Below are 22,582 nucleotides of genomic sequence, written 5' to 3' on the forward strand. Positions count from 1 at the left end.
TGTAGTCTGCCTGACAATAATGAATTTAATAGGGAGTGATATAGAATGTTTGGCAAAAAAGATGAAAAACGATTTCATGAAAAATTAATACAGCATTCTCAGCAAGGTCTTATATTTATCTGGGTTGACCGTCAAACAGGTGTTAATTATTTGTACACCTGGACTGCGCAAGGGTGCGCTCTAACGTCTTTATTAGGAGAAAATGGGGAAGTAATCGTCGATCCGGCAGAGTGATTTGACGAAGGTATAGGTGCTTTTCCATTGTTCATTGCATTAAGATATTTTTTAATTGTACTCAAGAACATATCCAAATGATACACAAAAAAGGACAAGGCGCCGCCTTGTCCTTTTTAATAAGATAAGAAAGTGAATTTCAGATCGGAAACCAAGCAGCAATTCTGAATCCAGCCCTCGGGGTCAAATAACCTCTGGAGAATAAAGGTCTCCAAGAAACATTTGCCTGCCGGTGCTAAAAGGTGAGCTTGCGCTTTATTAATTCACCTGGTCCTCCGCCCCGCTTATAAACCGGCAATCACTTTTCAGAAAAATACTGTGAGATAAACTCCCGGTAAGAATTAAGGCTTGGGTACCCTGAGAAATTAGACAACATCCCATGGAGGACCGGCCATCTCGGCTTTTCCCTTGCCACTTCCTCTTTCAGCACTTGAAAGGTAACGGCCAGTTCATCTGATCCCAATTTTTCAATTTCTTCTTCAAGGTTTTTCATCACAGTGGGAAGCTTCAGCTGTTCAGAAAAAAGGATATTGGATAAAACGGTTTCGGCTTTTTCTTTTGTAAAGAAGGGCTGGTCTTTATGAATGTCTTTGACGATGCTGTCTAGTCTGTTCAGCATGTACTCTGATAAGCTTCTCAAATCAAATTCTTGTTTGGAAAATAGTAAAATGCCCATATACGATTTAATGATCCCTTCAAGGATAATCGTTATATCCCATGAAAACGGTTCAATTTCAGGACCGTAAATCTCGATGATGTGTTTCCTGTAATTTTGATGTGTTTCCATTTGTTTCTCGAAAATCAGCTGCTTTGTCGTCTCATTTCGTGGAATCGCTTGTTCTTTGGCCAGCATGACAAGAAGGTCCCGATGGGTAATAAAGTGCGAATACAACGCAATTTGTTCCCTTATTAAACGTTCCCGTGGATTCTGAATATCTTTTGTTTCTTCGCTGACTGTTCTGTTAATCATGTCAAAGTGATATTGTAAAATGCCTAGTAATAGATCATCTTTTGATTTGAAGTGCAAGTAAAAAGCGCCTTTTGAAATCCCGCTTTCTGTGGCGATTTCCTGGACCGAGGTGGTTGAAAATCCCTTGCTGGCAAAAAGCCTCATTCCTACTTCGATTATCTGCATCTCTTTTTCCTTCATAAAATCCCCCCGGAAGGCCAAGTTCGAATTTATAGTATATCCCAAATGTGAAACTTTTGTTAACGGCATTCGTATATAATTGTGTAAATAGTAACAAAGTCATTGACGAGTGACTGGGCGGTCAGTTATATTTATTCTGTAACAAAAATGGTTATGACTAACCGGTCATTTACATTATATCAAATCTGTCAATCTTATTCAAAAGGGAAGAGGAAGGTGTCTTTTATTGAAAAGTTTAGTGAATTTTGTCCTGAAAAATAAACTGGCTGTATGGTTATTGACGATCATTATTACCGTGTCAGGATTATATTCAGGAACGCAAATGAAAATGGAAAGTATACCGGATGTATCAATCCCGTACTTAATCGTGATGGACGTTTATCCAGGAGCCACGGCTGAGCAGGTCATGGATGAGGTCTCCATGCCGATGGAGCGGTCGATAGATGGCCTTGAAGATGTTAAAGCTGTTTATTCGAACTCTTCAGCGAACGTGGCACAGGTTCAAATCGAATATGAATATGGCGTCGATATGGACGAGAAAAAACGTGAGCTGGAATCAGCCATAGATAATATTTCATTGCCGGAAGGGGCCGAGGAGCCATCCATCATGGCGCTCAGCATGAACATGATGCCGGTTGTGGCGTTATCTGTCAGCAGTACGGAAGGAGATATTGTTGACCTTTCAGCAACTGTTGAAGATACCCTTTTACCGGAAATCGCGAAAATTGATGGAGTTGGTTCCACAACGATTACCGGCCAGCATCTGGAAGAAGTAGAGTTTACCTATGACCAAGAGAAGATGGCATCTTTGGGGTTAACCGAAGATACTGTTAAACAAATGGTGCAGGCAAGCGATATGGCTCTGTCTCTAGGTCTTCAGGAATTTGAAGACGGAGAAGAGGCTCTTGCGATTGATGGTGACATTAAAACCATCGATCAACTGAGAGAACTGCAGATCCCCGTTGAACCATCTGAGGCAAACCCGAATCCTTTCGTCAGATTAGGGGAGATCGCCACAATTGAAACAGTTGGGAATGTCCAATCGATTTCCCGCACAAACGGGGAAGAAGCGATCGCTGTCCAAGTAACTAAGGGTCAGGAAGCTAACACTGTTGATGTTGTAAATGCTGTTAAAGATGCAGCAGCCCAGCAAGAAGAGGAAATTGACGGCTTGGTCATTGATGTTACCTTGGATCAGGCAGAACCGATTGAAGACTCTGTTTTCACCATGGTGGAAAAAGCATTATTTGGCGGCTTGTTCGCAGTCATCATCATTCTGTTATTCCTTCGTGACTTCAAGTCAACGATCATTTCCATTGTATCCATCCCAGTTTCAATCTTCATGGCATTCCTGCTGTTGAACTGGCTTGATATAACGTTGAACATTATGACACTGGGTGCGATAACGGTCGCGATCGGGCGTGTTATCGATGACTCGATCGTTGTAGTGGAAAATATATATAGACGGATGCACCTGCAGGAAGAGAAACTACGCGGCCGTGCCTTAATCCGTGAAGCAACCATTGAAATGTTTAAGCCGATTTTATCTTCAACACTTGTAACGGTTGCCGTGTTTGCGCCGCTTATGTTTGTCGGCGGGATGGTTGGCGAGTTGTTCAGGCCATTCGCTTTGACAATGGCATTTGCTCTAGGTGCCTCACTGCTTGTTGCCATTACAATTGTTCCAGCGCTTTCGCATTTCTTATTCCGCAAGTCATTATATGGAGAAAAGAAAGAAGCGAAGCATGAAGAGGTTGGCAGGCTTGCCATGTGGTATAGAGGTATGCTGGTAAAAGCACTGAACCACAAAATCATCACATCCGTCATTGCTGTCGTGCTGCTGGCTGGTTCATTGGCTTTGACACCTCTCATTGGTTTCAGCTTTATGGGATCTGAAGAGGAAAAAACGATTTATCTAACGTATACACCAGCTACAGGTGAGCTGGAGGAAGAAACATTAGAAAACCTTGAAGTAGTTGAACAGGAATTAATGAAGCGTGAAGATCTGAAGACGGTTCAGTTATCCTTCAACAACAGCAATAGCACAGATGCTTCCTCAATGATGATGGGTGGAAGCAACGGTGCCCTGATGTATCTTTTCTTTGAAGATGATACAGAGAACTTCTCTGAAGTAAAAGAAGAAGTCGAAGAGTATGTCTTTAACATTGGCCAATCTGGTGAATGGAAATCGCAGGACATGATGGGCGGCGGAGGCATGGCCTCTAATGAAGTAAGCTATACATTGTATAGTGAAAACCTAGATGACTTGAATGCCGCTGTTACTCAGGTAGAAGATGCTTTAAAAGAAGTAGATGACCTGGAAGATGTGACATCTGATATGGAAAATCCATATGTTGAGCATGTACTGAATGTGGATCACGAAGAAATATTGCAATATGGCCTGACAACAGGACAAATTGTAGGTGCCCTAACCGCTTCAGGATCTGAAGAAGTACTGACAACAGTGGAAAATGACGGAGAAGAAATCGATGTGATCGTCCAAAGAGAAGAGAAAACGGACGCAGCATCCATCGAGGAACTTCTGGAAACGGAAATCCCTACTGCAACTGGTACGACTCTGCCGCTATCCGAACTGGTAACGACAGAAGAGGGTACGACCTATAACACACTTTCCCGCAGTGAAGGTGAATATTACGCAACTGTCTCAGGTACGGTAACGACAGATGACGTATCTGCTGCAACCACTCAAGCTGAAGAAGGAGTCGATGAGCTCGAGCTTCCGGATACGGTAGAAGTTGGGGTAGCCGGTGTTGCTGCCGATATGCAGGAAACCTTCACTCAGCTGGGAATCGCCATGCTTGCGGCCATCCTGATTGTCTACTTCATCCTGGTAGTAACCTTCGGTGAAGGATTGGCGCCATTCGCGATCTTGTTCTCCTTGCCATTTGCTGTGATCGGTTCTTTTGTGGGACTGTGGATTGCAGGAGAAACCATCTCTGTATCCGTTATGATGGGGCTTCTGATGCTGATCGGAATCGTCGTGACAAACGCCATTGTCCTTGTGGACCGCATCATCCATATGGAACGCGATGGCATGCCGCTGCGTGAGGCCATTGTGGAAGCAGGAACAACAAGGCTTCGTCCAATCCTGATGACGGCCATTGCCACAATTGGCGCGATGTCTCCAATGGTGCTTGGCGGTGCCGGATCTGCTCTGATCTCTAAAGGGCTGGCCATCACGGTCATCGGCGGTTTGACATCGTCCACGATCTTAACATTGCTGATTGTACCAATTGTGTATGAGGTGCTTTCGAAATTGTTGAAGAAAAACCGTAAAGAAATCGAAGAGAATTAAGGATAGAGAAGATTGAAGAACCCCCTTGGCACTTGTGGCTGAGGGGGTTTTTTGCGAGGTGCAGAATGGTAAATTGCAGACCGAGTCACATGAATTTTATTGGGAAAGGCTAGAAGGCGCGATTATCAATAAGCCTTTTTCAGTAAACAGGTAAGCAGAAAAAAATAAGGGAAGAAAATGCCCTTATTTAGGGATTAGCATGAAAAATAGTGAAAATAGAGGAATGAATTTCCCTTATTTGCTTTAAAAGTGTGAAAATAGTGGATTTTTCATTGAATAAGGGAAAGTTTTTCCCTTATTTGTCCAGAATCGAGTTGTTATTTAAGTTTAAGGGAACAAATTTCCCTTATTTTGAAATGTAATTATTGGTTACCTCAGCTAAGGGAGTTTCTAAATAGTTCAAGTCATTATAAATGGCAGGGAAGGTATCTCAAGGAAACATTTAAAGATAACAGAGAGCCGGCCATTTAAGGAGGACTGGTGAATGGTGCGGGGCTGCTCAGTCTCCTTTTCGTGATTATTATAGGAAATAAACTGTCCTTCAATTCTATTCAGCGTTTAACTCCTTTGAAAAAAGAAATAGCTACCATATAACAGAAAAAAGGAGCAATGGTGTGTATTATTACATTGAAAGCGATACCAACAACTGTGTATCCGTATAGAGGCGCGAAAATACCTATTTATCGTAATTTACTAATAATTCAATCTATAGTATTATTTTTATATAACTTATGACATCTTGGTATTATACGAAGGCACCTCAAACTCCTTCCTAATCCCTCAAAGGAACATACCAAACCATATTTGTAAAAAGTCTGTAATTGTCTTTTTTTCAAAAGGAGTCCTAAGATTATTATTTTAAAATAAAAAGGAGTGGTTGGTTGGACACCGATAATATTAAAACACCATCTTTCATGTATGCAATGATAATGTTGATCTCAGCGATTGCGATCATTTCGGTCGGAATCCTCGTTTTCGATGCACCTATTCAAATTCTGATGTTTATTAGTATGCTTGTGCTGATTCCTTTCATGATGAGATTGGGATTCAGTTATAAACAAGTGGAAAAATCGATGATAAGATCGATGAGCAGGGCTTTGCAGCCGGGCTTGATTCTATTGACCGTCGGGATTTTAATAGGTGCATGGATCGCTTCAGGGACCGTACCTACCTTGATTTATTATGGAATTGAATCCGTTTCGCCAAAGTACTTTTTAGTGACGACACTGCTTTTCTGTTCTCTTGTGTCATTGGCGACCGGTACCTCATGGGGAACAATCGGTACGGCCGGAATTGCGATGATGGGGGTTGGCGCGAGTCTTGGCGTACCCGCTGGCTTAACGGCTGGGGCCATCATCAGTGGAGCTTATTTTGGGGATAAAATGTCTCCTCTTTCCGATTCGACTAACCTGGCTCCGACTGTTACAGGAGGAGACTTATTTTCCCATATTAAACATATGCTGTGGACCACGGTTCCTGCCTATGTGATCACAGCGATTATATTCACTGTAGTCGGCTTGCAATACAATGCCGCTTCTACGGAGGAACAAAGTGTGGCGGCACTGACTTCTTATTTAGCTGAAACGTTTAATCTTGGTTTGGTTCCAATGATTCCGATTGCCGTTCTAGTGACGTTATTGATGTTGAAAAAGCCGGCTATTCCATCTATCTTTCTTGCTTCAGCTGCCGGGGGCCTGGTGGCGGTCTTTTTCCAGGGATTCGGATTTGGAGAGACGATCGGAATTTTCTATAACGGCTATGCAGTGGAATCCGGGATTGAAGTCGTGGATAGTTTACTGCAGCGCGGCGGTTTGACAAGTATGCTTGCCCTCATTGCGTTGTTCCTGTTTGCCCTCGGACTTGGCGGGATGCTTGCTGATTCCAAAGTGCTGGAAGCATTGATTGCTTCATTTGCTGACAAGATTCAACATACAGGGCTCCTTGTATTTGTCACAGTGATTGTCAGTTATTTTACCCTTGCCATTGGCGGAGCGATTTACTTTTCAACCGTGATGGGCGGTACTTTGATGAGACCGATTTTCGAAAGGCTGAACTTAAAACCTGAAAATCTTTCAAGGATCTTGGAGGATACCGGGACACAGGGAGGTGCTCTGGTTCCATGGACAGGGAGCGGTATTTACACAGCCGGAGTCCTTGGAGTCGCAACCCTGACTTACCTTCCATTCTGTTTCCTTGCACTCATCACACCGCTGGTTACCCTTTTCTACGGTATCACCGGGCTGACGATGACAGAATATGAAAAACCGAGGAAAGATAGAAGAAACTCAGGTAAATTTGAAACGGTGGGAGCTTAACGGAAGAGAAAGTATCTAGTCAAAAAACAGTTAATTTAAAATATTCACAGTTGACAATTTATTGATCCGGGTTTATAGTGATTCTAATAACTTAATAGTATCCAATTTTTTCTTATCCAGAGAGGTGGAGGGACTGGCCCTTTGATACCTCGGCAGCGGACTTTTTAGTACTGTGCCAATTCCAGTAGCGTAATGCTAGCAGATAAGAAGAGAAGGTCTTTTAAATTCGTTTATTGCCCCCTCTTCTTATTTTGAGAAGAGGGGGTTTTTGTATTACATAAATAGCACCGTAATTTTAACGGGACACCGGATGCAACGAAAAAAATGAAAAGGATGGGATTTATATGACAAAAACATTGATTCGAGCACCATTCAGAGCTGATCACGTAGGGAGCCTGCTGCGCCCGGACAGGATTCACCGCGCAAGGAAGGAGTTTCAGGGCGGAACCCTTTCTTCAGAAGAACTTCATGCAATTGAAACAGAAGAGATCAAAAGAATTGTAGATAAGCAGATTGAAGTGGGCTTGAAAGCCGTGACAGATGGGGAATTCCGCCGCAGGTTCTGGCATACTGATTTCCTTGAGCATTTAAACGGAGTGGAGGGATATGTTCCCGAGCAGGGCTTCCAGTTTAAAGGCGAGGAAACGGAACGATACGACGTTCGTGTGATCGGGAAAATTTCTTTTAATCAAGAGCACCCGCATATAAAGGACTTCGTTGAATTCAAGGAAATCGTCGGAGACCGGGCCGTTGCTAAGCAGACGATACCGAGTCCGAACCAGTTGTTCAATGCCGGCATTCGAAATCCAGAGATATATCCCGACTTAGAAGATTATACGAAAGATGTGATCCAAACTTACCGTGAGGCCCTCCAAGCCTTTTATGATGCTGGGTGCCGCTACTTGCAGTTTGACGATGTCTACATTGCCGGCCTGAATGCTCCGGAAATTCCATTCAATGACAGCGGTTATTCCCGGCAGGAGCTGATCGACTTAGCGCTGCATGTGGTGAACAGCGTATTGGAGGATAAACCGGAAGATCTAATAATTACGACCCATCTCTGCAGGGGGAACTATCGCTCCAAGTGGGCATTCGAAGGCAGTTACGCTAAAATTGCTCCGACCCTTTTTGCCAAAGAGAACGTGAACGGATTCTTTCTGGAATATGATGATGACCGTTCCGGCGATTTCCAGCCGTTGGAGCATATTCCGAGTGGCGGCCCGCAGGTTGTGCTGGGCGTATTCACATCCAAGCACGGTACCTTGGAAGATAAGGAAAATATCAAGGCGCGAGTGGAAGAAGCCACACAATTTGTACCACTGGAACAGCTGTGTATCAGCCCGCAATGCGGCTTTGCTTCCACGCATCACGGCAATATTTTGACTGAGGAAGAGCAGTGGGCGAAGCTGAAGTATATTGTGGAGGTTTCTAAAGAAATTTGGGGATGAGGACTTCCGGTTTTTAAGGAATCCTGCTATCCGAGGTGAAAAGGGTACTTATGGTTAACATCGGGGACAGAGTGCCCCTCCTTTTACCCATCTAAGATAAAAATACATCTTGAAAAAATGATGCCTTTTCGCAACTATAAACTTCAATAGTTTTGACCATGCCAATGGCTAAAAGGGTTGATGGGAATGAAAAGAAAATCTTAGAAAGTGCATCTTTGTAAAATAGAAAGACGGCTAATGAACAAATTGCTAAGACGAAGAGTCCTAATAGAAAGAGTGGAAAAAACTATGGAAAGCGGCAGCGTGAAAAATAGGGAAAAACAAATTCTATTATGACTACAGGAATATTCAGTGTAAAGGCAGGAACAAGGGGAAGCCATCTTGTTCCTGTCTTTTGTTTTATGCCTATTGAAATTAGTGCTATTATGATGAGTAAATGGGGGAGTAAAGGGCCTCGACCCTGGGACAATGTACCTGTCCCTCCGTCCCGCAGGAAGGTGAATTATATTGAAAATGAGTGAAAATACCAAAATCACTGTGACGCCTGATTACCCTTCTTATCTAGTAGAAAACTTCAGAACCTATTTAAACTACCTATTGACACATACTATTAAATTAACGAGAAGAAGCGCTTATTTTACGAAGAAAGATCTGCTTTCCCTCCATTCTCAGATGAAGGGAGAATGGAGGGAGGTTCCCAATCATGCTGCACAGGCGGATTACCCTATTCTTCATTTGTTTTACGAGCTTTCGAGGGTTCTTAGTTTTATAAAGGTTCGTCGTACTTCGTCCACGGCGGCTGCTATCATCCAAACGGACCGGATTGAGGATTTTATGAAACTGACAGCTGCCGAGCAGTATCTCTCTTTGCTTGAGGCATTCTGGATGGAAGCGGATTGGGATGAGCTTCAAGGTGAAAAGAGGGGAAAAGCGTTCTTTGCAATTCATTCTTTATTTGAGGAATTAGAGCGGTTTCCGGCAAATGAAGTGATTCAACTGAAACATCATCCGGAAATACTGGATAGTGTGAGGGAGTTTGGATCTTTTCTCCATACTTTAGTTACTTTTGATTTTGGGAAGTCAGGATAAATGAAGAGAAATCAAGTGAGCTTACTTTCGCTGAATCCATTGAATTAACACCTTTTTTCAAGAAGATACAGCATGTTCTAAGCGACACGTATGAAATGTACTCAGATCCCAGGGAAGAACAGGCCTTTGCTGCAATGGAAGAACTTTTCGGGCTGCCAGGCGGATTGGACGAAGAAGAGGAATATGAAGAGCCTGCAGAATCTCTTACTGCCTTATTACTTCCATATTTTTCGGAGGAGGAAGTACGAACGACTTTTTAAAAAAAGGAGCCTGCCTGTGAAAGTGGAAACTACCTTTTCAAAGTGAGTGAGGGTTCTTCTTCCTGGATAAGTCTCATACTCTCCAGTTCTCATACCTTGTTGGACTTAAATGATTCTATTCAGAAATATTTTGATTTACATGATGACCATTTTTACGCCTTTTATATGGATGGTAAAAAGTTTGGCAAACACTTCTATAATGCTCCGACGAATCCTGCTGGCCCCTATGTCAATGAAGTGCAGATCGGGAGTTTGGATTTATATGAAGGTCAGACGTTCCTCTATCTATACGACTTCATGGCAGAATGGGGGTTTCGTATTCAGTTACTGAAGATCATTGAAGAAGAAGAGGCTGCAGACCCCTTGTTGAAAGAAAAGTTCATGGAGGATTCAGAGTGATTGAAGTAATAATGGAAACCAATAGTTAGATAGAAATTTGTAAGGTGAGGTCAGGCCTATGAATCTGAATAATTTTAAAAAAATTGTAAATAAGAAAATCCTGGAGAGAGGACACGACTATTACTTGGAGGGTAATATTACTGAGGTTTTTAAGAAGAGAGAGAATGAATATCTTTTCTTGATCGAAGGAACTTACAATTATGAAGTAGTGGTTAAATTGGATGAAGCTGGAGAAATCATTGACTCTCGGTGTGATTGTCCATATGACTTTGGCCCGGTTTGTAAACATGAGGCGGCTGCTTACTTTGAGCTGTATGAAATCATTTATGAGCACCCAGAGAGGGAAGTGGGATTGACCAGGGCCGAAGATCCTTCAACCATCCAGGACATACTGAGAAATTTATCAAAAGAAGAATTGATTTCTATCATTATGGATATAACCAACACGGATGAAGTTTTGGCAAACACTCTAATGATGAAATACTCTCATGGAGACAGTGAACTGGAGTCCTGTCAAAAACTGATTGATGAAATTGTGAGGAAATATACTGGCCATAATGCACTGATTGCTTATCGTGATACTGCTTCTTTTACAAGTGAGCTGGAAACTATCCTGCATAAAGCAAGGAATACGGAGGACCTTTCTCTGGCATCCGATATTTCCTTGCTTCTTCTTGAGGAAGCGGTATATTCGTTTCAATATGCGGATGATTCAAGTGGAGATATTGGACATCTCGTCGGGCAGACTTTGAAAACGATAGAGGAAATTGCAATGGAATCAAAGGGGAGCGCGTGCTGGGAGGAAGTTTTTCTTAAGCTGTTAACTTTTTCAAAGAGTGAAGTTTTTGATGGATGGGAAGACTACAGGGTTGATTTATTAACTATTTGTTTACTAGCTGCTGATGAGGAAGCTTATAGAGAAAACCTGAGAAGTGCCATTGAGTCTTTGCTAAAAAGAGATTGGGATGATGACTATTCGAAGTATGCGAACGAAAGCTTGCTTCAATTACTTTACGATGTGATTGAGCAGTACGGCACGAAAGAAGAAGCCGCACAGTTTGTAAACGACCATCTGCAATTTTCTTCCTTCCGAAAACGGTTGCTCAACAACTATCTTGAAAAACAGGACTACCAAAAGGTCATTGAAATTGCTCTTGATGGAGAGGAACAGGATCAAGAGCTGCTGGGACTATTGATTAAATGGAAGAATTTCCGGTACAAAGCTTATCAATCTCTTGGATTGAGACAAGAGCAGCAAATGCTGGCTAAAGAGCTGTTTTTAAAAGGAGACTTTGATTACTATTATGATTTAAAAGATTTGTCAGAGAGTCATGATCTATTCTATGAAGAGCTAAAGCAAGAGTTGAAAAGTGCAAAAGGGCGGTATGATAACCACTTATTCTTGAAACTGCTAGAAGTAGAAGATGATCAGGAAGAGTTAATGAAATTCATTAGAGAAAACACTGCCCACATTGAAAAGTACGCCGGCAAGCTGGCTGCACACTATGAAAAAGAAGTTCTTGAAATCTATAGGAATTATATATTTGCAGAAGCAAGGCTTGCCTCCAACCGCAGCCATTATCGGGAAATTTGCAGAAAACTCAAGCGTTATGAGGGGATTGCAGGTAAGCAGAAACAGAAGGCAATCGTCGATGAATTGATGAAGCTGCAAAAGAGGAAACCGGCTTTTATAGACGAGTTGGGGAGTTTGCTCTCAAGTAAGAAAAAGGTGTGAAGGGAAATGGTGAAATAAAAATGAAGCGGCGTGGATCGAAGAAAAAAAGAGATGCCGTCTTAATGAGGCAGATATCAGAATGGCGAAGGAGCTGGGAATGACTCCAAAGAGCTTGATAAAGAATATCCCATCGGCAAATCAGCAGTGGAAAGCACCTGTTAAGATATGGGTCAGGGACCTGTACGAGGGGAAGTTTGGAAAAGTATTAGGAACTGATGATTCCTCGGGTAAACGAAAGACCGGGGCCAGCCGTATACTTGATGATGATGATTTGCCTTTTTGATAATACAGGAATTATTTTAGAGGTTACAGGGCCGCTGGAAGATGAGGTTCGGCTTTACAGCATCAACGGTGGGGGTGCTGATGCTGTATAAGTGAGGTTTAAACGGCATCAAAGGTAGGTGTTTGTTAGTTTGATGCTGTATAAGTGGTGTTTAAACAGCATCAACTGTAGGGATTTGTGGATTTAATGCTGTATAAGTGTGGGTTAAACAGCATCAAGTAGAGGGATTTGTGGATTTGATGTGGTATTAGTGTGGTTTGAGCAGCATCAAGTAGAGGGATTTGTGGATTTGATGTGGTATAAGTGTGGTTTAAGCAGCATCAAGTAGAGGGGTGTATAGGTTTGATGGTGTATAAGTGTGGTTTAAGCAGCATCAAGTAGAGGGGTGTATAGGTTTGATGCTGTATAAGAGGGGTTTAAGCAGCATCACGTATAGTGGTTTATTGGTTTGATGTAGTATAAAAGGGCTTTAAGCAGCATCAAGTAGAGGGATTTATTGGTTTGATGCAGTATAAGTAAGGTTTAAACAGCATCAGCTATCCAGAGCTTTAACTTTCATGCGGTATAAAACGAGGTGTAACCACCCTAAAAGCGTACCCCTCCCACAATCCCAGGTTGTCGAGCCAGCAAAAGAGCTATATAATAAAGGTATCTTAAACATAAAGGAGGGAATATCATGAAATCGTTTATTGTAGACGTCAAAGCAGAGAAAAAATATCTTGTGTTTATGATGTCTATTTTTGGATTCTCGGCTGCCAACGGGACAGGTCTGTCCTTTTTCAGCGGAAATTCCAACTGAACGATCGCATGATTTCCTGAAGATATTTACAGCCGCAGGGGATCTCCCTGTGGTTTTTTACTTTTGTGTTTAAGAGAGGACTTTTTATTATGACTATCAAAAAGAATAATATTTACATGCTGTATTTTTATATATTTTTTGCTCAGTTATTTTTTGACCGGGCATTGTGGGTTATCTATCTTGGTGATAAGGGACTGACATTGGGCGAAATCGGAGTTTTGGAAGCTCTTCTCCATCTGGCCATCGTCCTTTTCGAGGTTCCGACAGGCATGATTGCTGACTTGTATGGAAGGAAAATCAGCCTGGTGGTCGGAAACATCTTCAGCTTGCTTTATGGTCTTTTTATGCTGATGAGCGGTTCGTTTTCGATGTTCACATTAGCTTTTTTATCCATGGGATTGATGGTTACTTTTCATTCTGGAGCCGAGCAGGCATTTGCTTATGATACGTTGAAAAATCAAAACCGTGCAAAAGATTATACAAGGGTCATTGGAAGCATGACGGCTATTAGTTTGCTGTCATTGAGCCTGGCCAAATTCCTCGGCGGCTTCATGGCGGATGTCAGCTGGGAATGGGTGTATGGTTCAACGATCTTCACCCATGTCCTGGCGATGATTCCGCTGTTATTTTTAAAAGAACCACTCCGGGAGAAGCCGGAAGAGGTGGCGGGGCGCTGGTACCATCAATGGGTTCATCAATTCAAGCTGGGGGTTAATGTCTGGAGAACGAATTCGATTATCCACCAGCCGGTCGTACTTTTTATTTTAGCGAGTGCCGTTATGGTGATTATTGTTTTCTACGGACAGGAATACTTCATTCAATTGGGATACTCTCCGGTTGTTGTCGGGGCAGTGTTTACGATTGAAGGACTGCTGGGAGTGGCGATGGCGAAGATTGCTTACAGGGTAGAAAGACGATTGAAGTTCTTCAATATTCTCTATTATGGCTGGGGTCTGTTTCTTCTGTTCTTTATCCTTTTCATCTTTGCCAGTGACTGGGCAATTCTGTTGTCGTTCCTTTTCCTTGCGCAGCTGCTGAGCCTTTTTGAACCGATATTCAGCTCGTTCGTGCAGCAATTTTTAAAAAGCAATATTCGATCAACTTTCCTATCGCTCATTGGGCTGGTGGAAAGCTTCGTCATCATGATCAGCTTCCCGCTGTTCGGGTTTGCGGTGGAACGTGCTGGCTTCACCAACGGCTTTGCCGGCCTGCTGCTTATTTTCTTTGTTGGGGCAGGCGGATATCTGGTCATCCAACGAATCAAGATGCATAGAAAAACGGAATAAAGTATTTTATACGTAAAAAGCTGAAGATCTGTTTATTGGGATCTTCAGCTTTTTTATTGAGCTAATAAAATTGGAAGGTGTCAGAGGCAATTGAGTATGGAGAGCTGAATTGAGAAGCCTTAAAAATAAAATAATCGGAATAGAAAATTAAATGGAGGTAGTGTAGTTAAGCTCTTATGGAGGCTTTCAAATCCTTTATTTCACTTTCATGCTTAATAGAACGAGCTGAAAGTGTGTCAATCATGCTTTGCTGCTCATTGAGGGTTTCTTTGATTGATTCCGTTTTGGTGTCAATGTGCTTCTCGATTTGTTCAAAGTACGGCCCTAATCCATTAATGAGGTTGTCTTTCAACTGGTCTTGTCCAGTTTGCAATCGATCTAGTCCAGCTTGAAAATGGTCCTGTCTGGCTTGCAGTTGGTCTTGTCGAGCTTGCAACCGGTCCTGTCCAACTTTTAATTCTTTTACGTCTTTGGTTAAACCGTCGAGTCGTCCTTCAATTGAAACAAAGCGCTGGTCTACTTGATCAAAACGGTTATTCATTTGTTCCATGAACTGCTTCAATAATTGTTCCATCCTAGTCTCCTCCTTTCTTTTTTACTATTATATCACGGTGTGGTGCGACTGTCCCTTGGTACCAAAAGGAATTTTTTGTACTTTTATTGAGGAAGGGAAAGCTTAAATTGTAGTGCTTTTACAAGCGTTTTGCTTCTCCCCAAAGTGGTATATATAGGAATAAAGTCTTTTAATGAAAAAGGAGGAAGAGAAGTTGTCAGATCATAAAGAAATGCCGAAAGAGACGGGGCTGATGGAAAATGTCCGCCTTCTCAGGGAAGGGTATTTATACATAATGAATCGAAGTGAAAAGTATGATTCTCCCGTTTTTGAAACGAATCTCTTGGGGGAAAAAGGTGTTTGTCTGACAGGTAAGGAAGCCGCGGAACTCTTTTATGACAATGAGCGCTTCAAGCGTGAAGGTGCAGCTCCGAAACTTGCGCAAAAAACGTTGTTTGGCGAAGGCGGTGTTCAAGGACTGGACGGAGAGGAGCATCGAAACCGGAAAGCGATGTTCATGTCGATGATGACAAAGGATTCGCTTGAAGAAATTCAAGGACTCTTTAAAGAAAAATGGGAGCGGTACAGCCGGAAGTGGGAAGCGGAGGATGAGATCGTCCTTTACGATGAAGTGAAAAAAATGCTGGCTGAATCTGCCTTTGAGTGGACGGGTGTTCCGCTTATGGAAGAAAACCTGGAAGAGTGGACAGACGAGTTGAGCGACATGTTTGAAGGCGCGGCGAGTTTTAGCTTGAAGCATTTTCAGTCACGCCGGTCCCGTTCCAAAGCAGAAGAACGGATGGAGGCATTAGTTGAGAAGGTGCGTTCCGGAGGTGTTCATGCTGATGAACAGAGGGCGCTTTATCAGTTCTCATTCCATAAGGATACCAATGGAGAATTATTGAGTCCAGCTGTTGTTGCGGTGGAACTCTTGAACTTGCTGCGTCCAATCACAGCAATCTCCGTCTACGCAGATTTCACTGCCCTGGCTGTCCATGATCATCCAGAGGAAGCGGCGAAAGTGAAAAACGGCGGGGAGGATGAACAGCAGCGCTTCATTCAGGAAGTCAGGCGCTATTATCCATTTTTCCCATTTGCTGCAGCACGTGTGAAGAAGGACTTTGAATGGAAGGGGTACGAGTTTAAAAAAGATACGCTTACTCTTCTTGATTTATATGGCACGAATCACCACCCTGACTTATGGAACCAGCCGGATGTATTCAATCCTGACCGTTTTCTCTCTTGGTCCGGAAGCCCATTTGATTTTATCCCGCAGGGCGGAGGAGAGTACGATATCGGCCACCGCTGTGCCGGGGAGTGGCTGACGCTTGATATCCTGAGGGTGACGGTCGATTACTTGGTGAACCATTTGGAGTATACCGTTCCGAAGCAGGATTTAACCTACAGCATGAACGATATTCCGAGTCTGCCTGAGAGCAGGATGAAGCTTCGGGATGTGAGAAGGCGAGACTAAGGGACAGGTTCCTTGTCCCACCATATAATTCCAGTTGCACTCTTTAATTCACGCTGTTCTTTATACCAAAAAGACATGCCGCATTGGCATGTCTTTTTGGTATGTCTCCTCAGTTGAATGTTCCCTCTATTGGAGATAGGCCCAAGAAGGTCTCATACCGATGTTGGCTGATGTTGTCACGCCAATCATGGTTTCTCCTTCGTGTTCATAATGCTCGACATTGGAGGCGACGACTACTTTTTCGCCTCTTGTGCCGTACACTTCTTTAATTTCATCAGGCTGGAGTTCCGGGTTGAACCGGACGACTAGGAAATAGACGATATCGGCCTGGCGTTCCAGCGTTAAGGTAGACTCGCCTTTAGAATCCACTTCTATTAACTCTTCAACTACAGGTGTCTCCGCCGGTTGTACTTCATCGTTAAAAATCTCCCGCAAGGAGGCTTCCTTAGGATACGCTCTCAGAATTACTTTTAAGAGTGCTCCTTCTTGTAAGTTAGTGTACGCCTTCAAGTTGAGCTGAGACTCATCGTACTCGATATCTCCATTAATGAAGATGCTTAAACTTTCATTTTGCCCGGAAGTGTTCCCGGAAGCCGGTACACTCGACTGAGCAGTGGTTCCAGTGGCAGGGGGGGAATCATTCAAACTCATCTCTATACGGCAGCCGCTCAATAGCAGCAAAAGGACCAGCATCAAACATACTCTGTACATAACCTGATTCAATCTCCCATCCATCTAAATTGAGGTTCCGATCATGTCTGAAACTCCATGCTATACTTTTCGACTTAACGGGTGGAAAATCCTGCATGGGACAAGGAACCTGTCCGAGGGTACAGAAAAGTCCCACCAAAGACTTTTCATACAGAATCGTGCCTTTTCCGCTTCAAATGTATGAAAGAGTGCTGGTTTCCGTTCAAGATACCAGCTCCACTTGGTTGTGTGCCTGATGAAATGTACTTTATAGCGAAAGCGGCATGTCAATTTCCTTAATCGGGTATACAGCGGGAAAAAATAAAGGACTTTTTTTCCCTTAATTGCAAATTCAAGCTCATTTTGGGGTGAATAGAGGAACTTTTTTCCCTTATTTAATAAAAAAGCCCATTTTTCTAGTGTATTAAGTTAAATAAGGGAAATTTATTCCCCTAATTTAGCTCTTTTTGGTATTTTGCAGTAAATAAAGGAACTTTTTTCCTCTATTCACCACCCGAAATACTGAACGACATGGATGAGTACCAACCACCGGTCACTCCTTGAATCAGTATCTTTCCATTGACTCGTTAAGAAAGTACCTTCCCAGGCAGGGCAGGGAAATCTTCTCAGAACCATTAGAAAACCCAAGGATAAAGAGAGCAGCCTATCCATTGCTTTCAAGAAAAAAAAGTCAACTTCTCTTCCTATTTAAGGAAGGATAGTTGACTTTATCTTTGGTCATAACAAGCAGATTATAAAATTCGGCAGATCTGCAGGGCCCTCAACCTGTCCCCCGCTCCGCCCTACCGCATATTCGACAACCCTTTATTAATAAAATTATTAAGGATTTCCGCCATTTCCTTCGGTGTTTTGTTTTGTCCGCTTTCCAGCCAGTTCTTGGTGACGTAGATGCTGCCGCTGACGATGAAAAGGTTGATGTATTCATAGGTTTCCTCATCCATTTTCATGTCGGTGATCCAGTCGTTGAAGATGTACTGCCGGGTGATCATCATGCCCTTTTTTTGAAAATGAATATCTGTATTTTCGCCTAAAAGGGTCTGGCAGACTTCACTGTTTTCCGCAATGAATTCAAAGAATTTCTCTGTCATTTGCAGAGTGTCATCTTCTTTTGAAAAAGTGTATTGAGTGAGGGTGCGGACTAGATTTTCTATGAACTCTTCTTCTATAGCATTCAACAGCTCGTATTGACTGGCGAAATGGGCATAATAGGTGGAGCGGTTGATGTCCGCTTTTTCACAGATTTCTTTGATGGTGATGCTGGAAATGGATTTCTGCTTCAGCAGGTCCATCAAACTCTCTTTTAACACCATCCTCGTGTATTGCTTTCTTCGATCCATTTTGGAACTCATAATCAGTAATCCTTCCTTCACAATATATTCACAAAGTTAACCAACATAATTTTAAAAAATGTTGTGGAATGTACATTTTATATACAACTGTTTGTTGAATACCCAACACTGTGTTTAATATAATGATATAGTGTAAATCGGAAAGTGACAAGAGAGGATGAAAAATCATTAATATAGCATCATGGATCATTAAACATAAAAAAGCTGTTTTGGCTGCTTTCGTCCTTATTACGGTGCTCTCAACAGCCGCGCAGTTTTTTGTATCTGTCAATTACAATATGGTCGATTACTTACCGGAAGACGCCCAGTCGACTCGTGCCATGGAAATCATGGAAGAGGAATTCACCGGTGATGTGCCGGATACCCGGGTCATGGTCACCGATGTCACCATACAGGAAGCTTTGGATTATAAAAAAGAATTAGAGAACATAGACGGTATTTCAAGTGTGATGTGGCTCGATGATATGGTCGATTTAAAAATGCCGCTTGAAATTGCCGATGAAGAAACAGTAGAGAATTACTATAAAGACGGCAATGCCCTCTTTCAGATCAGTGTCGGAAGCGGGGATGAAGTAAAAGCCACCAATGCCGTTTATGACCTGATCGGCGAAGAAGGCGCGATTGCCGGGGAAGCCATCAATACGGCAAGTTCGCAGACAATGGCCGGTCAGGAATCCATGTATGCGGCAATGCTGCTGGTGCCGATCATCATCCTGATCCTGGTCGTCTCCACAACATCTTGGGTAGAGCCGCTGTTTTTCCTGACGGCAATTGGGGTTTCGGTCCTGATCAACTTAGGAACGAACATTTTTATGGGAGAAGTTTCGTTCGTTACCCAGTCGGTTGCGCCAATTTTACAGCTGGCCGTTTCGCTGGATTACGCCGTATTCCTGCTTCATAGTTTTTCCGATTACAGGAAAACCACGAACAGTCCGGAAGAAGCAATGGAGCTCGCTATGAAGAAGTCCTTCCCGGCCATCATGGCCAGTGCCGCGACGACTTTCTTTGGATTCATGGCACTGACATTCATGAAGTTCGAAATCGGGTCCGATCTTGGCTTGAACCTGGTAAAAGGAATTGTCCTGAGCTTTATCAGTGTCATGGTATTCCTGCCTGCATTGACGCTCGTTTTTTACAAATGGATGGATAAAACGAAGCATAAGAACTTTGTGCCAAGCTTCAAGGGAATCGGAAATAAAGTGATGAAGCTGAAGTTTCCAAGCTTGATCCTAATCGCTGCGATTATTGTTCCCGCGTTCCTCGCACAGACGAACACATCGTTTATCTATGGAACTGGAACGCAGCCTGAAGATACACGTGTCGGAAGTGATGCGGTTCTCGTCAATGAAGCCTTTGGTGAAACGACCTCGATTGTGCTGCTGGTTCCTAAAGGAGATGCGGTGAAAGAGACGGAGCTTGTGGATGACATTGAAGAAATGGATTATGTCACAGGCGTCATGGCGTATGCGAATCAGGTTGGTGCAGAAATTCCGCCTGAATACCTGGACGAATCGATTACAAAGGAATTTTACTCTGAAAATTACAGCCGGATCATCATCAACACGAACCAGGGAACAGAAGGCGACATTCCTTTTAGCATCGTCGAAAATGTAGAAGAAGCAGCACAGAATTATTATGGAGATGACGCGCTCGCTTTGGGTGAAAGTGTGACTCTTTATGATATAAAAAATACGGTTAATAAAGATAATGTTGTCGTCAATGTCCTGACCGTTGTGACGATCGCGCTTGTCCTGCTGTTCAGTTTTAAATCGATTTCGATTCCGATTGTGCTGCTGATCACAATCCAGACAGCGGTCTGGATCAACTTGTCGATTCCTTATTTTACAAACACATCACTGGTGTTTGTTGGATACTTGATCGTCAGTACGGTACAGCTGGCCGCGACGGTGGATTACGCAATTCTATTCACAGAAGAATATAATCATAACCGGAAACGGATGCCGGCAAAGGAAGCAATTGTGAAGACCCTGGATGAAAAGACGTTCTCGATTTCAATTTCGGCTGCGATTTTATCCAGTGTCGGATTCATCCTATGGATTACGTCATCCAACCCAATCGTCGGCTCGATCGGCCTGCTGATGGGAAGAGGAGCACTTCTGGCTTTCATCATGGTCCTGTTCGCCCTGCCGGCCATGCTCGTCGTATTCGATAAAGTGATTAAGAAAACAACTTACAAATCAAACTTTTATGAGGAGAAATGATGATGAGAAAAAAACAAATACGTTACACGGCTCTCGCTGCAATGGTCTTCTTGCCTTCATTTCTGAGCCAGCCCGCTCTGGCGGCGACGGAAGGCAATGTCGCTTCAAAAGATGAAGTGATCTATGCCACGTTGAACGCAAGCGGAAACCTGGATAATATCTATGTCGTAAACACGCTCGAGGTAGAAAAAGCTGGGGAAATCCTCGATTACGGTAAATACAGCAGCGTCAAGAACCTCACTGATTTAGCGGAAATCAATCAGGAGGGGCAGAAAATTGAAATGGAAGCCCCTGAAGGAAAGTTTTATTATCAAGGAAACATGGATAAGGAAACAGAACTGCCCTGGAATGTGAATGTTTCGTATCAGCTTGATGGAAAAAAAGTGAAGGCGGAGGAACTCGCCGGAAAACACGGGCACCTGGAAATCTCAGTTGAAATAACGGAGAACGAAAAGGGAGATGCCGCTTTTTATGAAAACTACCTTCTACAGGTATCCTTAGCAATGCCCAACACCTACCAGGACATTGAAGCACCTGACGGAATGGTCGCCAATGCCGGGAAGAACAAGCAGATCACCTTTACGGTCATGCCCGGCGAAGAGGAAACCCTCAGCGTGGAGGCAAATGTAGAGAACTTTGAATTTAGTGGAGTTGAAATCGCCGCGGTCCCATCGACGCTCCCGATTGATGCATCAGGAACCGGAAGCATGACAGAAGACATGTCTGAGCTGTCCAGCGGCATCAAGAAATTGAACGATGGTGTCGGTGAACTGGAAACAGGAATTGCTGAGTTACACAATGGATCAGCCGGCCTTCAGGATGGTTCGGCACAATATAAAAATGGGATTAGCGAAGTGAACGGTTATTCCGCGGGCCTTGTGAATGGATCGGCTTCGATCCGCGATGCATTGGCGGACATTAACCAATCGCTCTCCGGACAGTCCGCCGATATGGACCTTTCAAGTCTGAGTGAACTGCCTGCGGGACTTAAGGGATTAGCGGGAGGCCTGACAGAGGTTTCTGCTGGCCTTACTGCTTTGCAGGAAAACTACGCAGGAGCTTATGCTGCTTTGGCTGGCGCTATCAATGAGATTCCGGCAGGACAGGTTTCAGAGGAGCAAATCGCGGCGCTTTATGAAAGCGGAGCGGATACAGCGGTAGTCGACCAGCTTGCAGCTTCTTATGCCGCTGCACAAAAGGTGAAAGCTGTGTATGGTCAGGTGCAGGAAGCTTTTGCAGCGGTTGAGCCGGCACTCACAGAGCTCAGCGGCTCGGTAAGTACAATCAGCGGACAGCTGACAAAAACGGCGGACAGTATCTCTGCTTCTCTTCAAGAGACTGACATGAGCGGTTTGGCCGAGCTGCAAAAAGGTATCGCCTCGCTGTCTGCCGAGTACGGTGAGTTCCATTCCGGCTTAGCCGGTTATACAAATGGAGTAGGAAACCTCGCTTCTTCTTACAGCGAGCTGCACTCAGGCATTGTTGACCTGACAGGCGGCACAAGCGAACTGCAAAATGGTGTCGGTGACCTCCACGACGGCACTGCCGAGCTATACAAAGAAACAAAAGACCTGCCGGCACAAATGCAGGAAGAAATCGATAAGATGATCTCAGAATACGACAAATCAGACTTCGAACCAGTCTCCTTCGTCTCATCCGAAAATGAAAATGTTTCATCCGTCCAGTTCGTCATCAAGACGCAAAGCATTGAACTAGAAGAACAGGAAGAGAAAAAAGCAGAGCCTGAGAAAGAGAAGGGATTCTGGGAGCTGTTCATGGATTTGTTTAAGTAAGAGCGGGACGGAGGGACAGGTTCTTTGTCCCAGTCCGCCCTAATATATAAATGATAGCAGAAGACCTGGTTCCATTTTGGAACCGGGTCTTTTTTTGATGGTCTTGAAAACCCCTGGCTATGCCGGGGGTTCCAGAGAGCTTATAGCGTGGTATTAAAAAAACCTC

General features: G+C 43.5%; 18 protein-coding genes and 1 riboswitch. Of the genes, 14 read left to right on the forward strand and 4 right to left on the reverse strand.

What is annotated here, in order from left to right; translation table 11 throughout:
• The first annotated feature begins 45 nt into the window (after positions 1–45).
• Positions 46–234, forward strand: a complete 189-nt coding sequence (locus tag FZC78_RS10335) for a DUF6440 family protein (protein WP_148939633.1) — start codon at positions 46–48, stop codon at positions 232–234.
• 298 nt (positions 235–532) lie between these two features.
• Here the strand turns inward: FZC78_RS10335 and FZC78_RS10340 are convergent, their stop codons facing one another.
• Positions 533–1,384, reverse strand: coding sequence for a TetR/AcrR family transcriptional regulator (locus FZC78_RS10340; RefSeq protein ID WP_187444886.1), 852 nt, complete (start codon positions 1,382–1,384; stop codon positions 533–535).
• A gap of 226 nt (positions 1,385–1,610) precedes the next feature.
• On the opposite strand from FZC78_RS10340, the gene FZC78_RS10345 reads away from it, so the two are divergent.
• From FZC78_RS10345 to FZC78_RS10380, 10 genes are all read left to right on the forward strand, one after another.
• Positions 1,611–4,700, forward strand: a complete 3,090-nt coding sequence (locus FZC78_RS10345; RefSeq protein ID WP_148939635.1) for an efflux RND transporter permease subunit — start codon at positions 1,611–1,613, stop codon at positions 4,698–4,700.
• A gap of 881 nt (positions 4,701–5,581) precedes the next feature.
• On the forward strand, positions 5,582–7,015 hold the full coding sequence (nhaC, locus tag FZC78_RS10350; protein WP_252183580.1) for a Na+/H+ antiporter NhaC: 1,434 nt from the start codon (positions 5,582–5,584) through the stop codon (positions 7,013–7,015).
• A 109-nt stretch (positions 7,016–7,124) separates the two neighbouring features.
• A riboswitch (SAM riboswitch) is annotated at positions 7,125–7,224 on the forward strand.
• A gap of 135 nt (positions 7,225–7,359) precedes the next feature.
• The gene (locus FZC78_RS10355) at positions 7,360–8,463 is read left to right on the forward strand and encodes a 5-methyltetrahydropteroyltriglutamate--homocysteine S-methyltransferase (protein ID WP_148939636.1); all 1,104 of its coding nucleotides are present in this window, start codon (positions 7,360–7,362) and stop codon (positions 8,461–8,463) included.
• A 507-nt stretch (positions 8,464–8,970) separates the two neighbouring features.
• The gene (locus FZC78_RS10360; RefSeq protein ID WP_148939637.1) at positions 8,971–9,552 is read left to right on the forward strand and encodes a hypothetical protein; all 582 of its coding nucleotides are present in this window, start codon (positions 8,971–8,973) and stop codon (positions 9,550–9,552) included.
• A 95-nt stretch (positions 9,553–9,647) separates the two neighbouring features.
• A complete protein-coding gene (locus FZC78_RS23635) occupies positions 9,648–9,812 on the forward strand; it encodes a hypothetical protein (RefSeq protein WP_187444887.1) in 165 nt (54 codons plus the stop codon).
• A gap of 42 nt (positions 9,813–9,854) precedes the next feature.
• Entirely contained in the window at positions 9,855–10,211 is a 357-nt protein-coding gene (locus FZC78_RS10365) for a plasmid pRiA4b ORF-3 family protein (protein WP_148939638.1), read from the forward strand.
• A gap of 58 nt (positions 10,212–10,269) precedes the next feature.
• Positions 10,270–11,946, forward strand: coding sequence for an SWIM zinc finger family protein (locus FZC78_RS10370; RefSeq protein WP_148939639.1), 1,677 nt, complete (start codon positions 10,270–10,272; stop codon positions 11,944–11,946).
• 79 nt (positions 11,947–12,025) lie between these two features.
• Complete coding sequence (locus FZC78_RS10375; RefSeq protein WP_252183581.1) at positions 12,026–12,229, forward strand: hypothetical protein; 204 nt, start codon at positions 12,026–12,028, stop codon at positions 12,227–12,229.
• A gap of 676 nt (positions 12,230–12,905) precedes the next feature.
• Positions 12,906–13,028, forward strand: coding sequence for a hypothetical protein (locus tag FZC78_RS24570; RefSeq protein WP_262372216.1), 123 nt, complete (start codon positions 12,906–12,908; stop codon positions 13,026–13,028).
• A gap of 89 nt (positions 13,029–13,117) precedes the next feature.
• Positions 13,118–14,314, forward strand: coding sequence for an MFS transporter (locus FZC78_RS10380; protein WP_148939641.1), 1,197 nt, complete (start codon positions 13,118–13,120; stop codon positions 14,312–14,314).
• A 166-nt stretch (positions 14,315–14,480) separates the two neighbouring features.
• Here FZC78_RS10380 and FZC78_RS10385 read toward each other — a convergent pair whose 3' ends face one another.
• Positions 14,481–14,888, reverse strand: a complete 408-nt coding sequence (locus FZC78_RS10385; RefSeq protein ID WP_148939642.1) for a hypothetical protein — start codon at positions 14,886–14,888, stop codon at positions 14,481–14,483.
• A gap of 193 nt (positions 14,889–15,081) precedes the next feature.
• Here FZC78_RS10385 and FZC78_RS10390 point away from each other — a divergent pair, with 193 nt between their 5' ends.
• Positions 15,082–16,341 (forward strand): cytochrome P450, encoded by a 1,260-nt coding sequence (locus FZC78_RS10390; protein ID WP_187444888.1) that lies wholly within the window; start codon positions 15,082–15,084, stop codon positions 16,339–16,341.
• Positions 16,342–16,467: 126 nt separating this feature from the next.
• Here FZC78_RS10390 and FZC78_RS10395 read toward each other — a convergent pair whose 3' ends face one another.
• The gene (locus tag FZC78_RS10395) at positions 16,468–17,064 is read right to left on the reverse strand and encodes a hypothetical protein (protein ID WP_148939643.1); all 597 of its coding nucleotides are present in this window, start codon (positions 17,062–17,064) and stop codon (positions 16,468–16,470) included.
• A gap of 770 nt (positions 17,065–17,834) precedes the next feature.
• The gene (locus FZC78_RS10400) at positions 17,835–18,401 is read right to left on the reverse strand and encodes a TetR/AcrR family transcriptional regulator (protein ID WP_148939644.1); all 567 of its coding nucleotides are present in this window, start codon (positions 18,399–18,401) and stop codon (positions 17,835–17,837) included.
• 164 nt (positions 18,402–18,565) lie between these two features.
• Here FZC78_RS10400 and FZC78_RS10410 point away from each other — a divergent pair, with 164 nt between their 5' ends.
• Positions 18,566–20,623, forward strand: a complete 2,058-nt coding sequence (locus FZC78_RS10410) for an efflux RND transporter permease subunit (RefSeq protein WP_187444906.1) — start codon at positions 18,566–18,568, stop codon at positions 20,621–20,623.
• Positions 20,624–20,625: 2 nt separating this feature from the next.
• Positions 20,626–22,416, forward strand: a complete 1,791-nt coding sequence (locus FZC78_RS10415; RefSeq protein ID WP_252183582.1) for a YhgE/Pip domain-containing protein — start codon at positions 20,626–20,628, stop codon at positions 22,414–22,416.
• Positions 22,417–22,582: the final 166 nt, after the last annotated feature.

This window comes from Rossellomorea vietnamensis, from assembly GCF_008180415.1.
Classification (GTDB): Bacteria; Bacillota; Bacilli; order Bacillales; family Bacillaceae_B; genus Rossellomorea; species Rossellomorea vietnamensis_C.